Origin of the sequence: Methanosarcina sp. WWM596 (assembly GCF_000969965.1) — an archaeon.
GTDB lineage: Archaea > Halobacteriota > Methanosarcinia > Methanosarcinales > Methanosarcinaceae > Methanosarcina.
In genome coordinates, this window is record NZ_CP009503.1 from 3954110 (window position 1) to 3970410 (window position 16301).

Consider the following 16301-nt stretch of genomic DNA (forward strand, 5'->3'; position numbering starts at 1 on the left):
GGGAGTGAACAGTTCCGGTTGTATGGGGTATAATTAAGGATTCGGAGCAGTAAAGCTCCTCTTTTTTGCTTAAAAGTGTTAGCTGGATAATACAGGGTAGCCGGGGCTTAAAAAAGAAAGGTTTTTCTGGCTTTCAAAAGAACCGGACAAGGAGCAGGCTGAACTCAAAAAGGATTACCAGTAATAGGGCTACCAGGAACTGTGCAATGAAGGTCGGGTCCGGGGAGAGAAAGAGGGAAAGGGCAAAAATCGCACTGTAGACCAGAAGCCTCTGTTTTTTTAGGGTTTCGTACTTTACAAGCCCCATTTTTACGGCAAATATCACAAGAAGGGGAGCCTGGAACACTATTCCAAAGCCTGCAAGTATTGTGGTCACGGCTGAGAGAGTATTTTGAACGGAAAGTTGGGCTGAAGCCGTGTCCCCTGAATAGAAGATAACATACCTGAACATCACAGGCAGTACAATGAAGTAGCCCAGGGCAGCTCCCAGGATAAACAGGAGGAAAGATAAAGGAACGATTTTCAGGAAAAAGCGCTTCTCATGCGGATAAAGCCCTTTGCCTGCAAACCTGTAGAGCTGATAGAATAACTGTGGGATTGAAACTGCAAGTGCAAAGATCAGGCAGAGCTTGAGGCGGGCAAATATCCATTCAAGTGGTGAATATACTGCCATATCCAATTCCGGGCTTATGAATTCTTTCCAGACAAGTAGCATCCCTTTTTCAGAGAAGGGATATGCAACCAGCATAGCCAGAAAGAGCCAGACAAAGACTACAGCAAGCCGGTTCCTGAGCTCATACAGGTGAACCGTAAGGGGTTCTTCGATATCCCCTGGAACCCCGGAAGAATAAACGTTAGTGTTTCCATTAATTTTGTTTCCTGTATCAGGGAGCTGGTTTCCGGTATTATGGGAGTTCATGGTTTTTATCTGATTTTCTATTGGTTTTTATCTGATTTTTCTATTGGTTTTTATCTGATTTTTCTATTGGTTTTTATCTGATTTTTCAGTCTAACACTGCATTTAAATAAATATATTAATATCGAAACATCTTATTACACTTATACCCCGGACTTCAATGATATTCCGAATACTCTGGGTGTGCCGGATATGCCGAATGCTCCGAATATTCTGGAGCAGAGATACTCTAAAACCATATATCCATGATATATATTTGCCGTCCTTATATTTACAGTATTTATTCGGGTATCCCCATTATCCGTCGCTGTGTTCAATAATCTTGCATTTGTTATACCCAAGCATAACAAAACATATAACAGAATAGTCAAATGGAATAATCAGTTTCTGAAGAACAATCAGTTTCTGAAGAACAATCAGTTCTTTTTATTTGCCGGATAGGTACTCCATATGTCTGAAGCAATTGAAAACTTAAGTGTAATCCTGCTAACCCTGCGAAAGAAATTGATTGTAGTTGCTGCAGTCCTGTTTGCAGGCGTTGCTCTTTCTTTCCAGTTTACGGGTCCACTTATTGAAAGGATGAAAGAGGACCTCCTGCCTGAGGGTGCAAAACTGGTTTACGTATCCCCTCTCGAAGTAATGATGTTGAAGCTCAAGCTCTCATTTATAATAGGGCTGCTCTTTGCTATTCCTGTTATTGCATTCTATGCTTATCGGGCTGTATCAAGGCGTATTTCTTTCAGAAATCCTATACAAGTTAGAAAGAGCCAGTTTTTACTCCTTAGCGTGGCTGCTCTTGTAATGTTTGCCCTGGGGGCTTCGTATGCTTACTTCTTCATGCTGCCCCTATTTCTTGATTACCTTTACCTGAACGCAGCAGGTTCAGGGGTAACTGCTACCTATTCGATCTTCAAGTTCATTTCGTTTGCAGCTGCAGGTACAGCTCTTTTCGGGCTGATATTCGAACTTCCTATAGTACTCACCTTCCTGACCCGGAACGGTTTTGTACAGTACAGTACCCTTGTGGCATACCGCAAGCATATTTATATTGTCTTCCTGGTGGTGGGGGCTGGCATCACCCCTCCGGATGTCCTCAGCCAGATCATGGTTGCAGTACCCATGATACTCTTTTTTGAGATAAGCATGGTTTTTGTGAGGATACTTGGAGTAAAGAATAAGGTCTCTCAGCCTGATTCTTCATCAGCACCCAGAGCTTCGGGAAGAAGCTAAGCATCCAAGAAGGAAAGACAAAAGACAATTGGAAACAGGAAGCAAGCAAGAAAAGAAGTAGATAATTGTTATGCCGGATGAAGGTGTGCGGATCAAAGGGGATAGGCGTGTTTGGGGGTGATGTGATGATGGTTGGGAAACTAACCCAAACACGCCTCTATTTCTCTTTTTCCGCACTCGCCTATCCATTAATATTTTTGTTTTGACATTATTTAATGTTATCTAATCTATCTTATAATAATGACTTTTTACTTTTCAGAGCATGAATCGCGTACCTGAAGACTGGTGGTTTATGCCAATTCATAATGAAGATTTAATATATTTTGTAGAAATTTTTGTATTTTATACTAAAATTTCCCTTTACATCTCCAGGAGTGTCCCGGAATACTTTCAACCCGTTCGGGAAAGCCTTATTTAAACTAACCCCTTATTTGCAGGGGTCATGGAGCCCAGATACATAAGAGCAAATGCCCAGGTTATTGCCGCATCGGTAATCTATGGGTTTGCAGGCATCTTTTTCCTGTACATAAAAAACATGGCTGCAGGACCTGTTGTTTTTTGCCAGCTTCTCCTCGGTTTTCTGGTTCTTGCAGCTTACCTCGCAGCTACCGGGAAACTCTCAGGGATCCGGCTTCGAGGAAAAAGAAAAGCCATGTTGCTGCTAGGGGTATGGCAAGCTGGAGTCATGCTTTCCTATTACACGGCTGTGAATTTTACGAACGTTTCAATGTCTGTGCTTTTGCTTTATACGGCTCCTCTTTATGTCCTGCTGATTGCCCCTGTCATCCTTAAAGAAAAAATCAGCACAAAAAACCTTGCAGCTCTTACACTCTCCCTTACAGGTGTGGTAGTTGTTGTGGGTCCCACAAGTCTTGTTTCCGCCACGGCAGGCGCAGGATATCTCTACGGTGTACTGATGGGGCTTTTTTCAGGTTTTTTCTATGCCTGCATAATTATGACCTCCCGTTACCTGAGAGATGAGTACTCAGGCATGGAACAGCTTTTCCTTTCAACAGGCGTGACCCTTGTGATCCTTTTTCCCTTTATGCTGCAGATATCTTCCGCAGCCCTGCTTGAGAACCTGCCTGTCCTTCTCTTTCTTGGGGTAATGATAACTTCTCTTGGTTCCATTCTCTATTTCACAGGGCTTGAGCATGTAAAAGCCCAGAATGCAAGCATAATATCCCTGCTTGAACCCGTAAGTGCCATCTTTTTTGCCTATCTAATCTTAAACGATCCCGTATCCCGGGCAACCCTGCTCGGATGTTTACTTATTCTTGCAAGCTCTCTCCTTATGAGCCTGGAAAACGAAAGCAAAACCTGAAGGTGTAAACAAAACTGAATAAATATCGAATTAAAAAGTGACTGGTGGGATTAAGAGAGTATTTTTCGGGCCAGGTAGATATTTGTCTATGGATTTATTTTCTCTAAATAGGGGCATTGGTGGTTCTTTTGTTATTTTCTTGCTTGATGGCAAGCCGGTTTCATCCTGCAAGGTGCAAAAGGGAAAAACAAAAGATTTTCTCTTCAATTCCAGATGCATCACCCGATTAATCAGGGAATATCAACAAATTCTAATAACAGGTAAATAATTTTAGATGTATTTTTCGGTGTATATGTATTTTTCAAATAGGTAATATACAACCACTTACACAAATACAATCACTTACACAAATACAATCACTTACGCAAATACAACCACTTACACAAATACAACCACTTACACAAATACAACCACTTACTAAATCCTTTCTCAAAGAAAATGATCGAGCTTTAAGAGTGAAGACTGACTAAACTTTGTAAAATCAAGAACAAACTCAGTTTGCCAAACAATATCAGAAGGTACGTTGAAACCCATTTGCAATATATGTTGTGGAAGTGGTCTAAGGATTGGTTAAAGAACCGTGTTCAGAATGAGGTTTTTCCTGAAAAACATTCAGTAAAACATTCAGTAAAACATTCAGTAAAACATTTAGCAAAACATTTAGCAAAACATTTAGCAAAACATTTAGTAAAACATTTAGCAAAACATTTAGCAAAACATTTAGTAAAACATTTAGTAAAACATTTAGTAAAACATTTAGTAAAACATTTAGTAAAACATTTAGTAAAACATTCAGTAAAACATTTAGTAAAACATTTAGTAAAACATTTAGTAAAACATTCAGTAAAACATTTAGTAAAACATTTAGTAAAACATTTAGTAAAACATTTAGCAAAACATTTAGTAAAACATTCAGTAAAACATTTAGTAAAATCTCTAATAAAAATTTTTATACTCTTACACCAATATTATACAGTTATATATTTACAGAATCACATTCTTTCAGAGTCTGAATATCATTTCAGAGGAGTACGTTCTCCTTTCAGCATAATTTATTTCCTGTTTGAAGTTTAATTTTCCGACAAAACATGACGAAATTTATTAGAAATTTATTAGTAAATATCCTGTATTCTTATCTGTATCATAATATATTCTATTGATTATTTGAAAATATATTTCATTGATTATTTGAAAAGGGCCTGGTATTTTATGGTAGACATAGTTAAGGAACTGGAAACACTAAGGCAGAATTTACTTGATCTATCCCTTCGGAATAACCTTCTCAATTACCGCCCTTCCCCGAGAAGGACGATCTCAATTACGGGCCGAACCCCGGAGGAGGTCTTTGACCTTTTTGTCCTCCAGGAAAAATCAATGAAATTCAGAGCAGCAAAAACCAGGCCCAAAAAAGGCAGGAAGGCCAAAAATGGAGAGGAAGGGGAAGACGACGGTGTAAAAAATGAAAGTAAGCTTCTGAAAACAATAGGAAAAATCCTTGTTTCAGAAGAAAGGAATAAACCCCAGACCTCCCGTTTTGAACCGTTTCTTGAAACTCCTGATGACAGCGAGACTCTTGATCGAAAACTTTTTTACGTCTACAACCAGGCAAATTCTATTTTTGAAGAGCAGGGTTATCCTGTCCTCTATCTTGCAATGGGCTTTCTGCAGTGGAGTGAGATTAAATCTTCAGTAAAGAACCCCAGGGCTCCCCTTGTCCTGGTCCCGGTTGAACTCAAGAGGATGGGAAAAGGCAGAAACTTCAGCATCCAGTGGACCGGGGATGAGATTTTCACCTCAATTACCCTTCAGGCGAAGATGAAAGAGTTCGGGATCGAGGTCCCTGAGTTTGAAATGCCTGAGGACGCTTCCGGGATACAGGAATACTTCAGGACAGTGCTTGGGGCAATCCGGGATAAAACGGATTGGAAGATCATTCCGGAAGTCTGCCTTGACCTTTTCAATTTCAGGAAATTTGTCATGTACAAAGACCTAGACCCTGCAACCTGGCCTGAGGATATGTCTCCTGCAGAACACCCCCTGATCCAGAAGGTCTTCAACCCTGAAGAGCCTGAGTGCGAGATTCAGGGTTTTCGGGAAGAGGAGGTTGATCTGAAGCTTTCGGCAAAAGATACCTACCATATAATGGATGCCGACTCCTCGCAGATTGCAGTTGTTGAGGATGTGAAAGCCGGAAAGAATCTTGTTGTGGAAGGGCCTCCTGGCACAGGCAAGTCCCAGACGATTGCAAACACAATTGCAGAACTGCTCGCCCAGGGCAAAAGCGTGCTCTTTGTGAGCGAAAAAATGGCTGCCCTTCAGGTTGTAAAGAGCAGGCTTGATAATGCGGGCTTAGGAGAGCTCTGCCTCGAAGTGCACAGCCACCAGACCAGGAAAAAAGCCGTGCTTGAGGAACTGGAAAAAGCCCTTAACCGTGCTGCTCCTCCTGCTATCAGCGCTGAAAGAGATCTTAACGAACTTGAAAAGCTTAAAAAGGAGCTCAATGGGTATGCAGAGACCCTCAGGGAACCTGCAGGAAAGATCTACCCAAGCCTCTATGCCCTTTACGGGGTAAAGGAAAAGACCCGGATTTACTTTGAGTCAAAGGGCCTGAAAATGCCCCATTTTAAGTTTCAGGGCCCTGATACATGGGAACCCGGAGCCTGGATGGAAACTGAGTCTGTTCTGGAAAAAATGGGGCAGGTACTTCCTGCTCTTGGGCCTGTCAGGAAGAATCCCTGGTACGGCTGCGAGCCCGGGCTTGTGCTGCCTTCTGATCTGGGGGAAATCGGGTCTGTTGCAGATGAATGCGCTTCTGATTTCGAAAACCTTGAGAAGACAATAAAAACCCTTAATGACCTCTCTGCAACCTCAAAGCCCCAGACACTTAAAGATATTGCAAACATAACCGAAGCTGCAAAACTTATAGGTAAATCAAAACCCCTGCCTGAAAAACTGCTTAAGAACCCGGTGTGGGACTCCGAAGCTTCAATATCCGATGCTGAAGCCCTGGTCTCAAAAATAAGGCAGTATCGGGAACTGAAAACCTTTGTGGACAGGACTTTTCACCTATCGGTTTTTGACTTAGACCCCTCCGAGTTTAAGAGTGTATCCGGCAAGTTTTTTGGCATTTTAAGTTCCAGGTACAGGAAACTAAAAAAGGAGATTTCAGCCTGCTATAACTCAGCTGTTCCCTCAAAAGACAGCCAGATCCTGCTCGACCTTGCCTGCGTTTCCGAGTTAAAGGCACGCATGCAGGAGCTTGAAGGCGCTGAGATGCCTGGCAAAAAGTTTTTTGGAGAGTACTGGAAGGGCCTTGAAAGCGATCCTGTCCTGCTGGAAGAGTACTGCAGGTGGATGGCTCCTTTCCGCAGGTACGTCAGGGAAGGTACTCTAACCGAAAGATCAGTAAGGCTGGTCGGAGGCGGGGTTGACGCAACAGCCCTTGAGTCTGCTATAAACGAAGTCCTGACAGCAAAACAGGTTTTTCTTTCTTCTCTCGAAAATTTCGGGCCTCTTATAGGGGCAGATTTCGGGAAAATGTTCGGAAGCGACCTGGAGGCCGTAAAGCTCAACCAGTTAAAGTCCCGTGTGAACAGATGGAAAGATGAGACTTCTTCCCTTGTTTTCTGGAGCCAGTACCTGGGATACAGGCAGGCTTGTCTTGAAACGCTTGCTTCCCCTATGATGGAGGATCTGGAAGCCGGGAAAATAGAGCCTGAAAACTTGGTCCCGACTTTTGAAGGAAACTATGCTGAAAGCATGCTGCATCGGGCTTTTAGAGAAAGGCCGGAACTCTCTGCTTTTATCCGGGAACTTCATGAAAGCAAGATCAGCAAGTTCACCGAGCTTGACAAAAAAGTCCTGCTTGAGAACAGAAAGAGAATTGTCAGTTCTGCTTATGAGGAAGCCCCCAAACTGACCTCGGGAGCGTCAAGAGCTTCCGAAGTCGGAATTCTGCTCAACGAATTCAACCGCAAACGCGGGCACATGCCCATACGTACCCTGATGAAAAAGGCGGGCAGCCTTGTACAGAAAATAAAGCCCTGCTTTTTGATGAGCCCACTTTCCATTGCCCAGTACCTGGATCCGAGGAATACAAGGTTTGATGTGATTATCTTTGATGAGGCAAGCCAGGTCAGGCCTGAAGACGCTGTAGGCGCACTCCTGCGCGGAAAACAGGTAGTTGTGATGGGAGACTCAAAACAGCTTCCTCCTACCGACTTTTTCGATACTGTTGTCGATTCTCCTGAAAGTGAGCCTGATGACTATGCTTCCGCAGGGGACATGGAAAGCATCCTGAATGTCTGCAAACGCAGCTTCCCGGTAAAGACCCTGCGCTGGCACTACAGGAGCAGGCATGAGTCCTTGATTGCGATTTCAAACCAGGAGTTTTACGACAACCGTCTCTATGTTTACCCCTCTCCCATGCAAAAAGATGAAAGCCTGGGGTTAAAGTTCGTCCACCTTCCTGATGCGGCTTATGACAGGGGCAAGAGCGGAGTCAACAGGATTGAGGCGAGAGCCGTTGCCAGAGCTGTATTCGAACATTTCCAGAACTATCCCGGAAAAAGCCTTGGGATCGGCACTTTCAACATTAAACAGCAGGAAGCTATCCTGGATGAGATCGAAGCCCTCCAGAAAGCAAACCCGGGCGTTGACCTTAACTCCGGAAATGACAGAGGGGAACACTTCTTCGTAAAGAACCTCGAAACCATTCAGGGAGACGAAAGGGACGTCATTCTGCTGAGTGTGGGCTTCGGTTTTGATAATAACGGACGGCTTTCCCTGAATTTCGGCCCCCTCAACAGAGAAGGAGGGGAAAGGCGTCTGAATGTGCTTATCACAAGGGCAAGGGAAAAATGCGTTGTCTTTGCTAACTTTACTTCAAGAGACCTGTCCCTTGACGAAAACTCCTCTTTCGGGCTCAGAGCCCTCAAAGTCTTCCTTGAGTTTGCCGAGAGCGGCACGCTTCCGGCTCCGTCATGCGGCAGGCAGGAGCTTGATTCTCCTTTCGAAGAAGCGGTCGCCGATTTTCTGACGGAAAACGGATGTGAGGTACATCGGCAGATCGGATGTGCCGGCTACAGACTCGACCTTGCAATCCCTGACCCCCGCCACGCAGGTAGGTACGTTCTGGGAATTGAGTGCGATGGGGCAAGCTACCATTCTTCTCCTGTTGCAAGGGACCGTGACCGCCTGCGCCAGCAGGTCCTCGAAGGGCTGGGCTGGAAAATCTACAGGGTCTGGTCTACGGACTGGTACCTCCATCCGAAAGATTGCAGGGAAAAACTGCTTGAAACCGTAAAGGCAGCTGTTAAACAGGCAAAATTGCAGGCAAAATCCGAACCTGAACCCGAAGTTGTGATAATAAACGAACCTTCTGCCTGGGCAAAATCCGCCGGAGCTTATGAAATTGCCCGACCTGCTGAGGTAAATGCCGTTCCTGCGGCAAGCCTGCTCTCCCCTCTGGAAAACAAAGCCTTTAACGCGCCTGACTTAAATTCTTTTGAAGCGGCGTCCCCTGAAAAAGTTCCCAGTCAGGTAGAATTCCTGTCGGAAAATTCCCCTGAAAAAGGTTTCCTTATAGAGGACACTTCCGGAAAGGTTAATCTTGAAACGGATACCCCTGAAACGGATACCCCTGAAACGGATACCCCTGAAACGGATACCTCTGAAACGGATACCCCTGAAATGAAATCTTCCTCATCGATTTTTTATGATACGGAATTTGCAGAGGAAATCAAAAGAGTATCTGAAGAAGCAGATAGAGGGAAACTTGAAACCGAAGATGAACTGGATGATGAACAGGGCGATGAACCGGACGTTGAAGTGGAATATGAAAATGATACTGAAGCTGAAGATTCTTTTACGGATGCCTTCTCCTCGCTGGGAGACGGGCTTTTCCCCAATTCAGGTCCGGATTTAATTCCTGAGATGACTTCAAAAGTTCGGTATCTGGCTACACTCGCTAACGAAAACTCCAGAAAGAAACCTGTCCGAAGATCAAGAAAATCGACTCTCCTTAAATTCAGTGTTGATCCACATTCGGATTTCGAAACGGATACGAAAGAAGAAGCTGATCTCATCCCCGAACCCGAACCTGAGAAGGTAAATTTCTTCCAGGCTTACCCCGAGATTGATTTCAGTGCAGGTCCGGAAAAGAAGAAAAAAAGCAGAAAAATTGTAACTATTCAGCCATACCTTTAGTAAAAGCAATTTTTCCTCTTTCCGAGGAAAAATTGCATATAAAATAACTCTCTTTTTCAACATCATGCTTACACGTGAAGAAATCCTTGTAACCTATGAAGCTGGTCCTGAAGCAGTTATTGTTGAAATCCAAGGATATGAAGCTATCATGGAGAAACAAGCTTCTCATATTTCTGAACTTGAAGAACGTGTAAGAGTTTTAGAGGCTCGTTTGAATCAAAACAGCCAAAATAGCAGTAAACCTCCTTCTACTGATGTTTTTTGTAATGAGAAACCTAAACCTAAGGGTCGCCACACAAGTAGTGGCAAAAAAGCTGGTGGCCAAAAAGGTCATCCTGGAAAGACTTTTGAAATGGTTGAAAACCCTGATTAGGTCATAGTCCATTCACCGGACTGCTGCGAAAATTGTGGTCATCATCTTGAAGATACTGAAGTTGATGACTATGAACGCAGACAAGAAGCTGAAATTCCTCCTGCAAAAATCATATTTACTGAACATCGTTGTGAAATCAAGAAGTGTCCTCACTGTGGGAAAGTTAACAAAGGCTCTTTTCCAGAGTCTATAAAATTCCCAATTCAATATGGTCCTCGTCTTTTAGCCTCAATTCTGTATTTTAGGAACTATCAATTGATTCCTTATGAAAGGACTTGTGATTTAGTAGAGGATGTATACGGTATACGTATCAGCCCAGCTACCATAAAAAGAGCAGAAAAGAAATGTTTCCAGAACCTGAAACCTTTTGAAAAAGCTGTTATGGAACATCTATTAGCTTCCTATTCTGCACATTGTGATGAGACAGGAATGAGAATTTTAGGGACAAAATGGTGGCTTCATGTAGTATCAAATAGTCTATGGACCTACTATTTCGCACACCCAAAAAGAGGGACAGAAGCAATGGATGCTCTGGGATTTCTTCCGCAATACAAGGGAGTAGCAGTTCATGATGGGCTTGCTTCATACAACAAGTATGGATGTGAACATGCTCTGTGCAACGCTCATCTTAAAAGGGAACTTACTGGGATTGAAGAGAATTTTAAACAGCAATGGGCTAAAGAGATTAATGAACTCCTCAGTGAGATGAAAAAGTATACTGATGAATGCAGAGAGATGGAAATTCCAATAGATCCAGAAAAAGTTCGGGAATTCGAGGAAGTATACGATGCAATAATTCAAGACGGAATCGAGGAAAATCCACCACCTGAGCCCTCAAAAGATCAGGTGAAAAAGAGAGGAAGACCAGCACAAACAAAAGCAAAGAATCTCCTTGATAGGTTCATAATACACAAAGAACCGATTCTGAGATTCCTCAATAACCTGAGAGTTTCGTTTGATAACAATCAAGCAGAGCGAGACATCAGAATGATGAAGCTACAACAGAAAATTTCGGGAACTTTCCGAAGCATAGAAGGAGCGGTAGCTTTCTGCAGAATTAGGGCATACATATCCTCAATTAAAAAGAATGGCATGAATGTAATGGATGCTATTCTAGCGGCGCTCAATGGAGCGCCGCTATTATCCTGATAATTGCAGCACTTTGCTGAAAAAACGTCTTTTTATCAGTGGCTGAATAGTTACAAAATAAAATAAAAAAACTTTAGTAAATTTGTTTACTCTTAATACCCCGACGCACAGTGAATATCAAAAAAGAGAGCATAATAAAGCAAACGACCCCGATGAAGACGGTAGACCAGAAAGCTACATCCGCAGGAATGTAACTAAGAGATCCAAAGTCTTCAAACAATGTCGACATATTATAACATATATACTCACACGTGATAAACCTATCTTACCACCTTAGAAAAGAAAAAGAAAGACGAAAGAGTTCATTGAAGCAGATCAAAAGACATTGAAGCAGATCAAAAGATAAAAATAAGCTGCTTCCAGTGAATCCGGAAACAAAAATCAGAGCGGAAGTTCAGGTGAAATCACATAAAGGAGGATTGTGTTCAAAATATTTAAGTATGTTTCCGCCATTTATCTTAAGGGGCAGCAACATGTTGGATCAACAAAAAGAAATTGAGTGCGAATTATTTGAAATATATAATAAAAATCTGGATCAATTTTTTTCACTAATAAAATTTATGTTTGTAATATTTGGATTTTATGCTATAACATTCTCTAACGTATACGGTAAACTCAATATACACACATTAGATAACGTACCAATTATTTCAATTTATTCTCTTCTTGCGTGTTTACTATTCATCGGCATAGCACTTATTGTTCCGTTTTCACAGCTGGTGCTCCCAAAGGAACGCAAGTTCAAACAAAGAGAGAGCTCGATTCAATTTCGAGAGGAAGACGAACTTAAAATACACAATAAAAAATTGTTTTTAATAACTCTAAAACAAGAAAATTATTACATAAGTTCATTTTTGCTGGTTTTGCTTTCTCTTATTTTCTTCTGTGGTCATTTTGCACCATTTGCAATTTGTGTTTCAATTCCGGTTTTCATAATCTCTGTTTTTTACCATCTTACATTTTCCGAATGGATGAAAAAAGAAAACAAAAATATCAAAATTGTAAAACCTCACAAAGGATAGAAATGTATTTTCCTTTGAATCATATCGTATTCATACTTCCCTGCTGCCTATATTTTCTTAGTTCAATAAGCATCGTACAGAAATGTTTCTGCATCTTTAACTTGAACAATTTTAAATTGAACAATTTGTGAGCGGGACTATTTTCTTCATTGTGTATACCTGACTTCGCCGCTAAGGATAAACTCCCCATACTCTTAACTCCCCATACTCTTAACCTCCCCATACTCTTTTTGTTATTTTTTCTTTGCCGTGTTGATCCTGAGAATAACATAAGGAGTACAGTGTCTCAGGATCGAACTGAAAAGTCCCGTAAAAGTTACCAGCGCAACAATCCACTTCAAAGGAGAACTTTTTACAAGATTCATTGCAAGAGCAGTAATTCCAAGTACTCCGAGAAAGGTTCGGAGTATCAGATCAAAACCTCCTACATTTTCTTCAAGAAACAATTTTTTGAGCTCCATCGGACAAAAACCCCTTATAAACCCTCTTACATACTTATAGATCCCTTCAATATATAGCGTTATTCTGTTTGTATTCTGTTTGTATTCTGTTCATATTCATTTGTAAAAAGAAGTCTTGCACAGGAAAACTGTGAAATATCCCTTTAAAAGGTCCGTAAATTTCCGAAAAATCACAAAATATATAACAAGAAATGAGAAGGTTTCTAACTATGCCCGAGATAAAAATTGACAGGTCTCTCTCATACATCGAAGGCACCCAGCGTGTGTATGATGAAACTACAACCCTTGAAAACACTAAAGATCAGATAAAAAAAATAGGTGTTACCCGAATTGCAGACATAACAAACCTGGACAGGCTCGGGATTCCTATCTTTTCGGCAATCCGCCCCAGTGCCGCTCCGGGAGCTATCAGTATCTACTCAGGCAAGGGCTCGACCGAGCAAAGGGCCCGGATTTCAGCAATGATGGAGAGTTTTGAGCGTTGCCTGGCAGAAAGGCCCGGTGTGAATGCAAACATTGAGGGGGGTATTTCTGCCCCGGCCCTTGTGGATTCCTATACCTCTGCCATAGAAAACCGCAACGTGCTTAACCCAAGCGCCCTGCTCCTATCCCAGCCCTTTGACCCCAGTTCCCTTATGGAATGGGTCGGAGCATATGATATGATGAACAGGGAAGAGACATTCATAAGCGCAAATGCAGTTTTCCACCCCTACGATGCACCCGGGCAGTGCCAGAAACTTTTCTTGAGCAATACGAATGGACTGGCTTCAGGAAACGTGCTTGAGGAAGCTATCCTGCACGGGATGCTTGAAGTTATAGAAAGAGATGCTATCAGCACAGCCCAATTTACCCGTAATCTTGGAAAGGAGATCGTGCTGACAGAAGAAGACGGATACCTTTACGAGCTTGCCCGAAAATTCAAAGAAGCAGGAATTGAACTCAAAGTATGGCTTGTCCCGACGGACACCGGAATCCCTACAGTTATTGCAGCAACTGATGACGTAAAATTAAAAGATCCTGCTCTTCTGGTCATGGGAGCAGGCTCCCACCTTAAACCTGAGATTGCAGTTGCAAGAGCAATAACTGAAGCTGCGCAGTCGAGAGTTGTCCAAATCCAGGGCGCAAGGGAAGACACAGACAGGGAGGGCTTTATCCGAAGTGTAGGGTATGACCGCATGAAGCGCCTGAACTGGTTCTGGTTTGAAGAAGGCGAAAAAATTTCCCTTTCCGAAGTACAGGACCTCTCCAGAAAAAGCCCTGCTGAAAGCATCGACGTAATACTTGAAAAGCTAAAGGGCCTTGCCGAAAAGGTGCTTGTCGTGGACCTCTCAAGAGAGGAAATCGAAGTGCCTGCAGTCAGGGTAATCATTCCGGGTTTTGAACTTTTCACTATCGACCGCGACCGTACGGGAAAAAGAATTGCTGCAGGGAAGAAAAAAGAATTTTCCAGAAACAAAAACGAAAAGCCGTGGAAAAGAAAATGAAAGCAAAAGCAGTTATCTTTACCGGTAACAGCATCAGCCATGAGGATGCAAAAAAAATCCTCAGGGCAAAATACCAGCCCCCGATACGCAGGTTCCAGCTTGAAAAGTTTGTCCAGCAGGGGTATAAAGTATTAGGAATCATTGACGGGATTTTCTTTGACCGGGCTGCAGTAGGACACAGAGAAATCCTATCTGCCCTTAATGCAGGAGTAAAAGTTGTGGGGGGTGCCAGCATGGGGGCTCTCAGGGCTTCGGAACTGGACACACACGGCATGATCGGCGTAGGGAAGGTTTACGAATGGTACAGGGACGGGATTATCGAGTCTGACGACGAGGTAGCTGTAAGCACCAACCCTGATACATTTGAGCCCATCTCCGTGCCCCTGGTAAACATCCGGGAAACCCTTAAAGCCGCTCTAACTATCGGACTTGTAAGTGAAAAAGAGCACGATAGCCTCCTGGACCTTGCTATCAAAACTTACTACCCTGACAGGAGCTATCTCGGACTTACAAAAGAAGGGGCTAAAAAAGGCCTGATACCGGAAGAAAAAAGGAAGATACTCCTTGATTTTTGCATTAACAGCGAAGTTGACGTAAAAAGGCAGGACGCGATTCTTGTGCTTGAAACCGTAAAAAAATTAATTGAAGAGGCTGAAACTTAAAGTCTTACGAAATCAACTGTTTCGGCTCTTCAACCCTGTTTTTTTCAGATATCTTCAATGAATTTCCTATTATACATTTCTCTTCAGTTTATACATTTCTCTTCAGTTTATACATTTCTCTTCAGTTTATACATTTCTCTTCAGTTTATACATTTCTCTTCAGTTTATATTTCAGGACTGTTTTCAGATTTTCAGGTAAATCTCAGCTTTTTAGGCACACCTCAGCGCTTTACTATATACAGCCTGATGATGTAAAGGCTTACGAACAGGACAATGAAATTATACACAGCCTTGAAAATAGGGATATACTGATACTCGAACCAGATATCGATTACTCGTGTTAAGGAGAAATAGAGCTGAAAAGTTGCCACAAGCAGGAGCAACATGGCAATCACAAAAACTCCTTTCTTGAAGTTATCCCCAAGGTCTGACCCCTTTGCCCCTTTTGTCTCTGAATTGAGCTCTTCTGTTTCACTCATCCAAACCGCCTCCTTAAAATTGCTGCCGAACAGAGCAGGACTGCTGACAGGAACAGGCTGAATCCTGGAGTTGCTTCTTCTCCTGCATAGTCCTCTTCAGGAACCATTCGAGGTTCATCCGCATTTTCAAATTCACTGGTCTGAATCTTCCTGGTTTCCGTGGAAGTCTTATCTTTAATCTTAATTGTCGGGTTGAGCTGGATATAATCTTCTCCGCGCCTGACAATAGTATCATTGTTCCAGATCAGCACTTCGACAACATAGTTGTATTGGTCCGGCATGGTAAGGTTGACACTCCGGATAACTGTTGTTTCGGGCTTTATTTCTCCTGTCCGGACCCAGACCTTATCTGCAAGGAGCCCTGCGTCAATTTCCCGGACCTTGACAAGCATACGGAGGTCCTGACTGGTTTTTTTGCCCTCGTTTGTCAGATATAGATCACTTTCAATGAAGACTTTTTTGTCTTCTACCTTCCTGACCCGGAAATCCATTTCGGAAATTTCAAGCCCTATATCCTGCACGTCAGCAGGCAGAAAATCCAGGTTGTAGACATTGATTTCTCCGATGTCCTTCTGAGTATCTTCTTCGAAGAGAACCGAACGTATATTATATCCTCCGGTCTTAGGCAGGCTCAAGCTCTGGCTTACTGCTTTTGTTTCCCCTTTTTTTAGCTTCCCGAGCTGTACTTCCTCCTGTACTTCAAGCAGCCCGCTATCTCTGTTGTAAACTTTCAGAAGAAGAGAGGTGTTTTTCTCCATATCCCCCTGGTATTTTTCTACGTATGTCGTGATATTGAGGTCTACAAAAGAAGTCCCTGCACGATCTGCCGAGATGTCCATATCCCTGATATTGTAGTAGTTTTCCTCTTCAAAATTCCGGATGCAGCCACTTCCTGAAGCGAAAAGGAGAAGAATAGACATCAAAATTAACATTTGGGTTAATTTTATTCCCTGTTTTCCCAAGGCACATCCTCCTCTTCATAAATAGTATTAAT

General features: G+C 42.6%; 10 protein-coding genes and 1 pseudogene. 7 read left to right on the forward strand and 4 right to left on the reverse strand.

Annotation, left to right across the window (positions count from 1 at the left end):
* Positions 1-133 precede the first annotated feature (133 nt).
* Positions 134-919, reverse strand: a complete 786-nt coding sequence (gene tatC / locus MSWHS_RS17415) for a twin-arginine translocase subunit TatC (RefSeq protein ID WP_048127462.1) — start codon at positions 917-919, stop codon at positions 134-136.
* A gap of 447 nt (positions 920-1366) precedes the next feature.
* On the opposite strand from tatC (MSWHS_RS17415), the gene tatC (MSWHS_RS17420) reads away from it, so the two are divergent.
* The 5 genes and pseudogenes from tatC (MSWHS_RS17420) (at position 1367) to MSWHS_RS17450 (ending at position 12221) form a co-directional block, all read left to right on the forward strand.
* The gene (tatC, locus tag MSWHS_RS17420; protein WP_048127464.1) at positions 1367-2146 is read left to right on the forward strand and encodes a Sec-independent protein translocase TatC; all 780 of its coding nucleotides are present in this window, start codon (positions 1367-1369) and stop codon (positions 2144-2146) included.
* Positions 2147-2588: 442 nt separating this feature from the next.
* A complete protein-coding gene (locus MSWHS_RS19790; protein WP_082088065.1) occupies positions 2589-3470 on the forward strand; it encodes a DMT family transporter in 882 nt (293 codons plus the stop codon).
* A 1209-nt stretch (positions 3471-4679) separates the two neighbouring features.
* Positions 4680-9677, forward strand: a complete 4998-nt coding sequence (locus MSWHS_RS17435) for a DUF4011 domain-containing protein (protein ID WP_231585507.1) — start codon at positions 4680-4682, stop codon at positions 9675-9677.
* A 64-nt stretch (positions 9678-9741) separates the two neighbouring features.
* Positions 9742-11199: pseudogene (gene tnpC / locus MSWHS_RS17445) on the forward strand (IS66 family transposase).
* 362 nt (positions 11200-11561) lie between these two features.
* Positions 11562-12221, forward strand: coding sequence for a hypothetical protein (locus tag MSWHS_RS17450; protein WP_231585508.1), 660 nt, complete (start codon positions 11562-11564; stop codon positions 12219-12221).
* Positions 12222-12454: 233 nt separating this feature from the next.
* On the opposite strand, the gene MSWHS_RS17460 is transcribed toward MSWHS_RS17450, so the two are convergent.
* Entirely contained in the window at positions 12455-12682 is a 228-nt protein-coding gene (locus tag MSWHS_RS17460) for a DUF2892 domain-containing protein (RefSeq protein ID WP_048129988.1), read from the reverse strand.
* A gap of 209 nt (positions 12683-12891) precedes the next feature.
* On the opposite strand from MSWHS_RS17460, the gene MSWHS_RS17465 reads away from it, so the two are divergent.
* Positions 12892-14166, forward strand: coding sequence for a YcaO-related McrA-glycine thioamidation protein (locus MSWHS_RS17465; protein ID WP_048159481.1), 1275 nt, complete (start codon positions 12892-12894; stop codon positions 14164-14166).
* Positions 14163-14828 (forward strand): TfuA-related McrA-glycine thioamidation protein, encoded by a 666-nt coding sequence (locus MSWHS_RS17470; protein WP_231585509.1) that lies wholly within the window; start codon positions 14163-14165, stop codon positions 14826-14828. Before MSWHS_RS17465 ends, MSWHS_RS17470 begins: the two co-directional genes overlap by 4 nt.
* Before the next feature lie 221 nt (positions 14829-15049).
* On the opposite strand, the gene MSWHS_RS17475 is transcribed toward MSWHS_RS17470, so the two are convergent.
* Together MSWHS_RS17475 and MSWHS_RS17480 are read right to left on the reverse strand one after the other, a co-directional pair.
* Entirely contained in the window at positions 15050-15307 is a 258-nt protein-coding gene (locus tag MSWHS_RS17475; RefSeq protein ID WP_048129991.1) for a hypothetical protein, read from the reverse strand.
* Positions 15304-16227, reverse strand: coding sequence for a hypothetical protein (locus MSWHS_RS17480; RefSeq protein WP_048129992.1), 924 nt, complete (start codon positions 16225-16227; stop codon positions 15304-15306). Before MSWHS_RS17480 ends, MSWHS_RS17475 begins: the two co-directional genes overlap by 4 nt.
* Positions 16228-16301 lie beyond the last annotated feature (74 nt).

Coding starts and splice junctions, on each gene's coding strand:
- MSWHS_RS17480 (WP_048129992.1), bottom strand. CDS start 16,227: ATGTCTATTCTTCTCCTTTTCGCTTCAGGAAGTGGCTGCATCCGGAAT.
- tatC (WP_048127464.1), top strand. CDS start 1,367: ATGTCTGAAGCAATTGAAAACTTAAGTGTAATCCTGCTAACCCTGCGA.
- MSWHS_RS17460 (WP_048129988.1), bottom strand. CDS start 12,682: ATGGAGCTCAAAAAATTGTTTCTTGAAGAAAATGTAGGAGGTTTTGAT.
- MSWHS_RS17475 (WP_048129991.1), bottom strand. CDS start 15,307: ATGAGTGAAACAGAAGAGCTCAATTCAGAGACAAAAGGGGCAAAGGGG.
- MSWHS_RS19790 (WP_082088065.1), top strand. CDS start 2,589: ATGGAGCCCAGATACATAAGAGCAAATGCCCAGGTTATTGCCGCATCG.
- MSWHS_RS17470 (WP_231585509.1), top strand. CDS start 14,163: ATGAAAGCAAAAGCAGTTATCTTTACCGGTAACAGCATCAGCCATGAG.
- MSWHS_RS17435 (WP_231585507.1), top strand. CDS start 4,680: ATGGTAGACATAGTTAAGGAACTGGAAACACTAAGGCAGAATTTACTT.
- MSWHS_RS17465 (WP_048159481.1), top strand. CDS start 12,892: ATGCCCGAGATAAAAATTGACAGGTCTCTCTCATACATCGAAGGCACC.
- tatC (WP_048127462.1), bottom strand. CDS start 919: ATGAACTCCCATAATACCGGAAACCAGCTCCCTGATACAGGAAACAAA.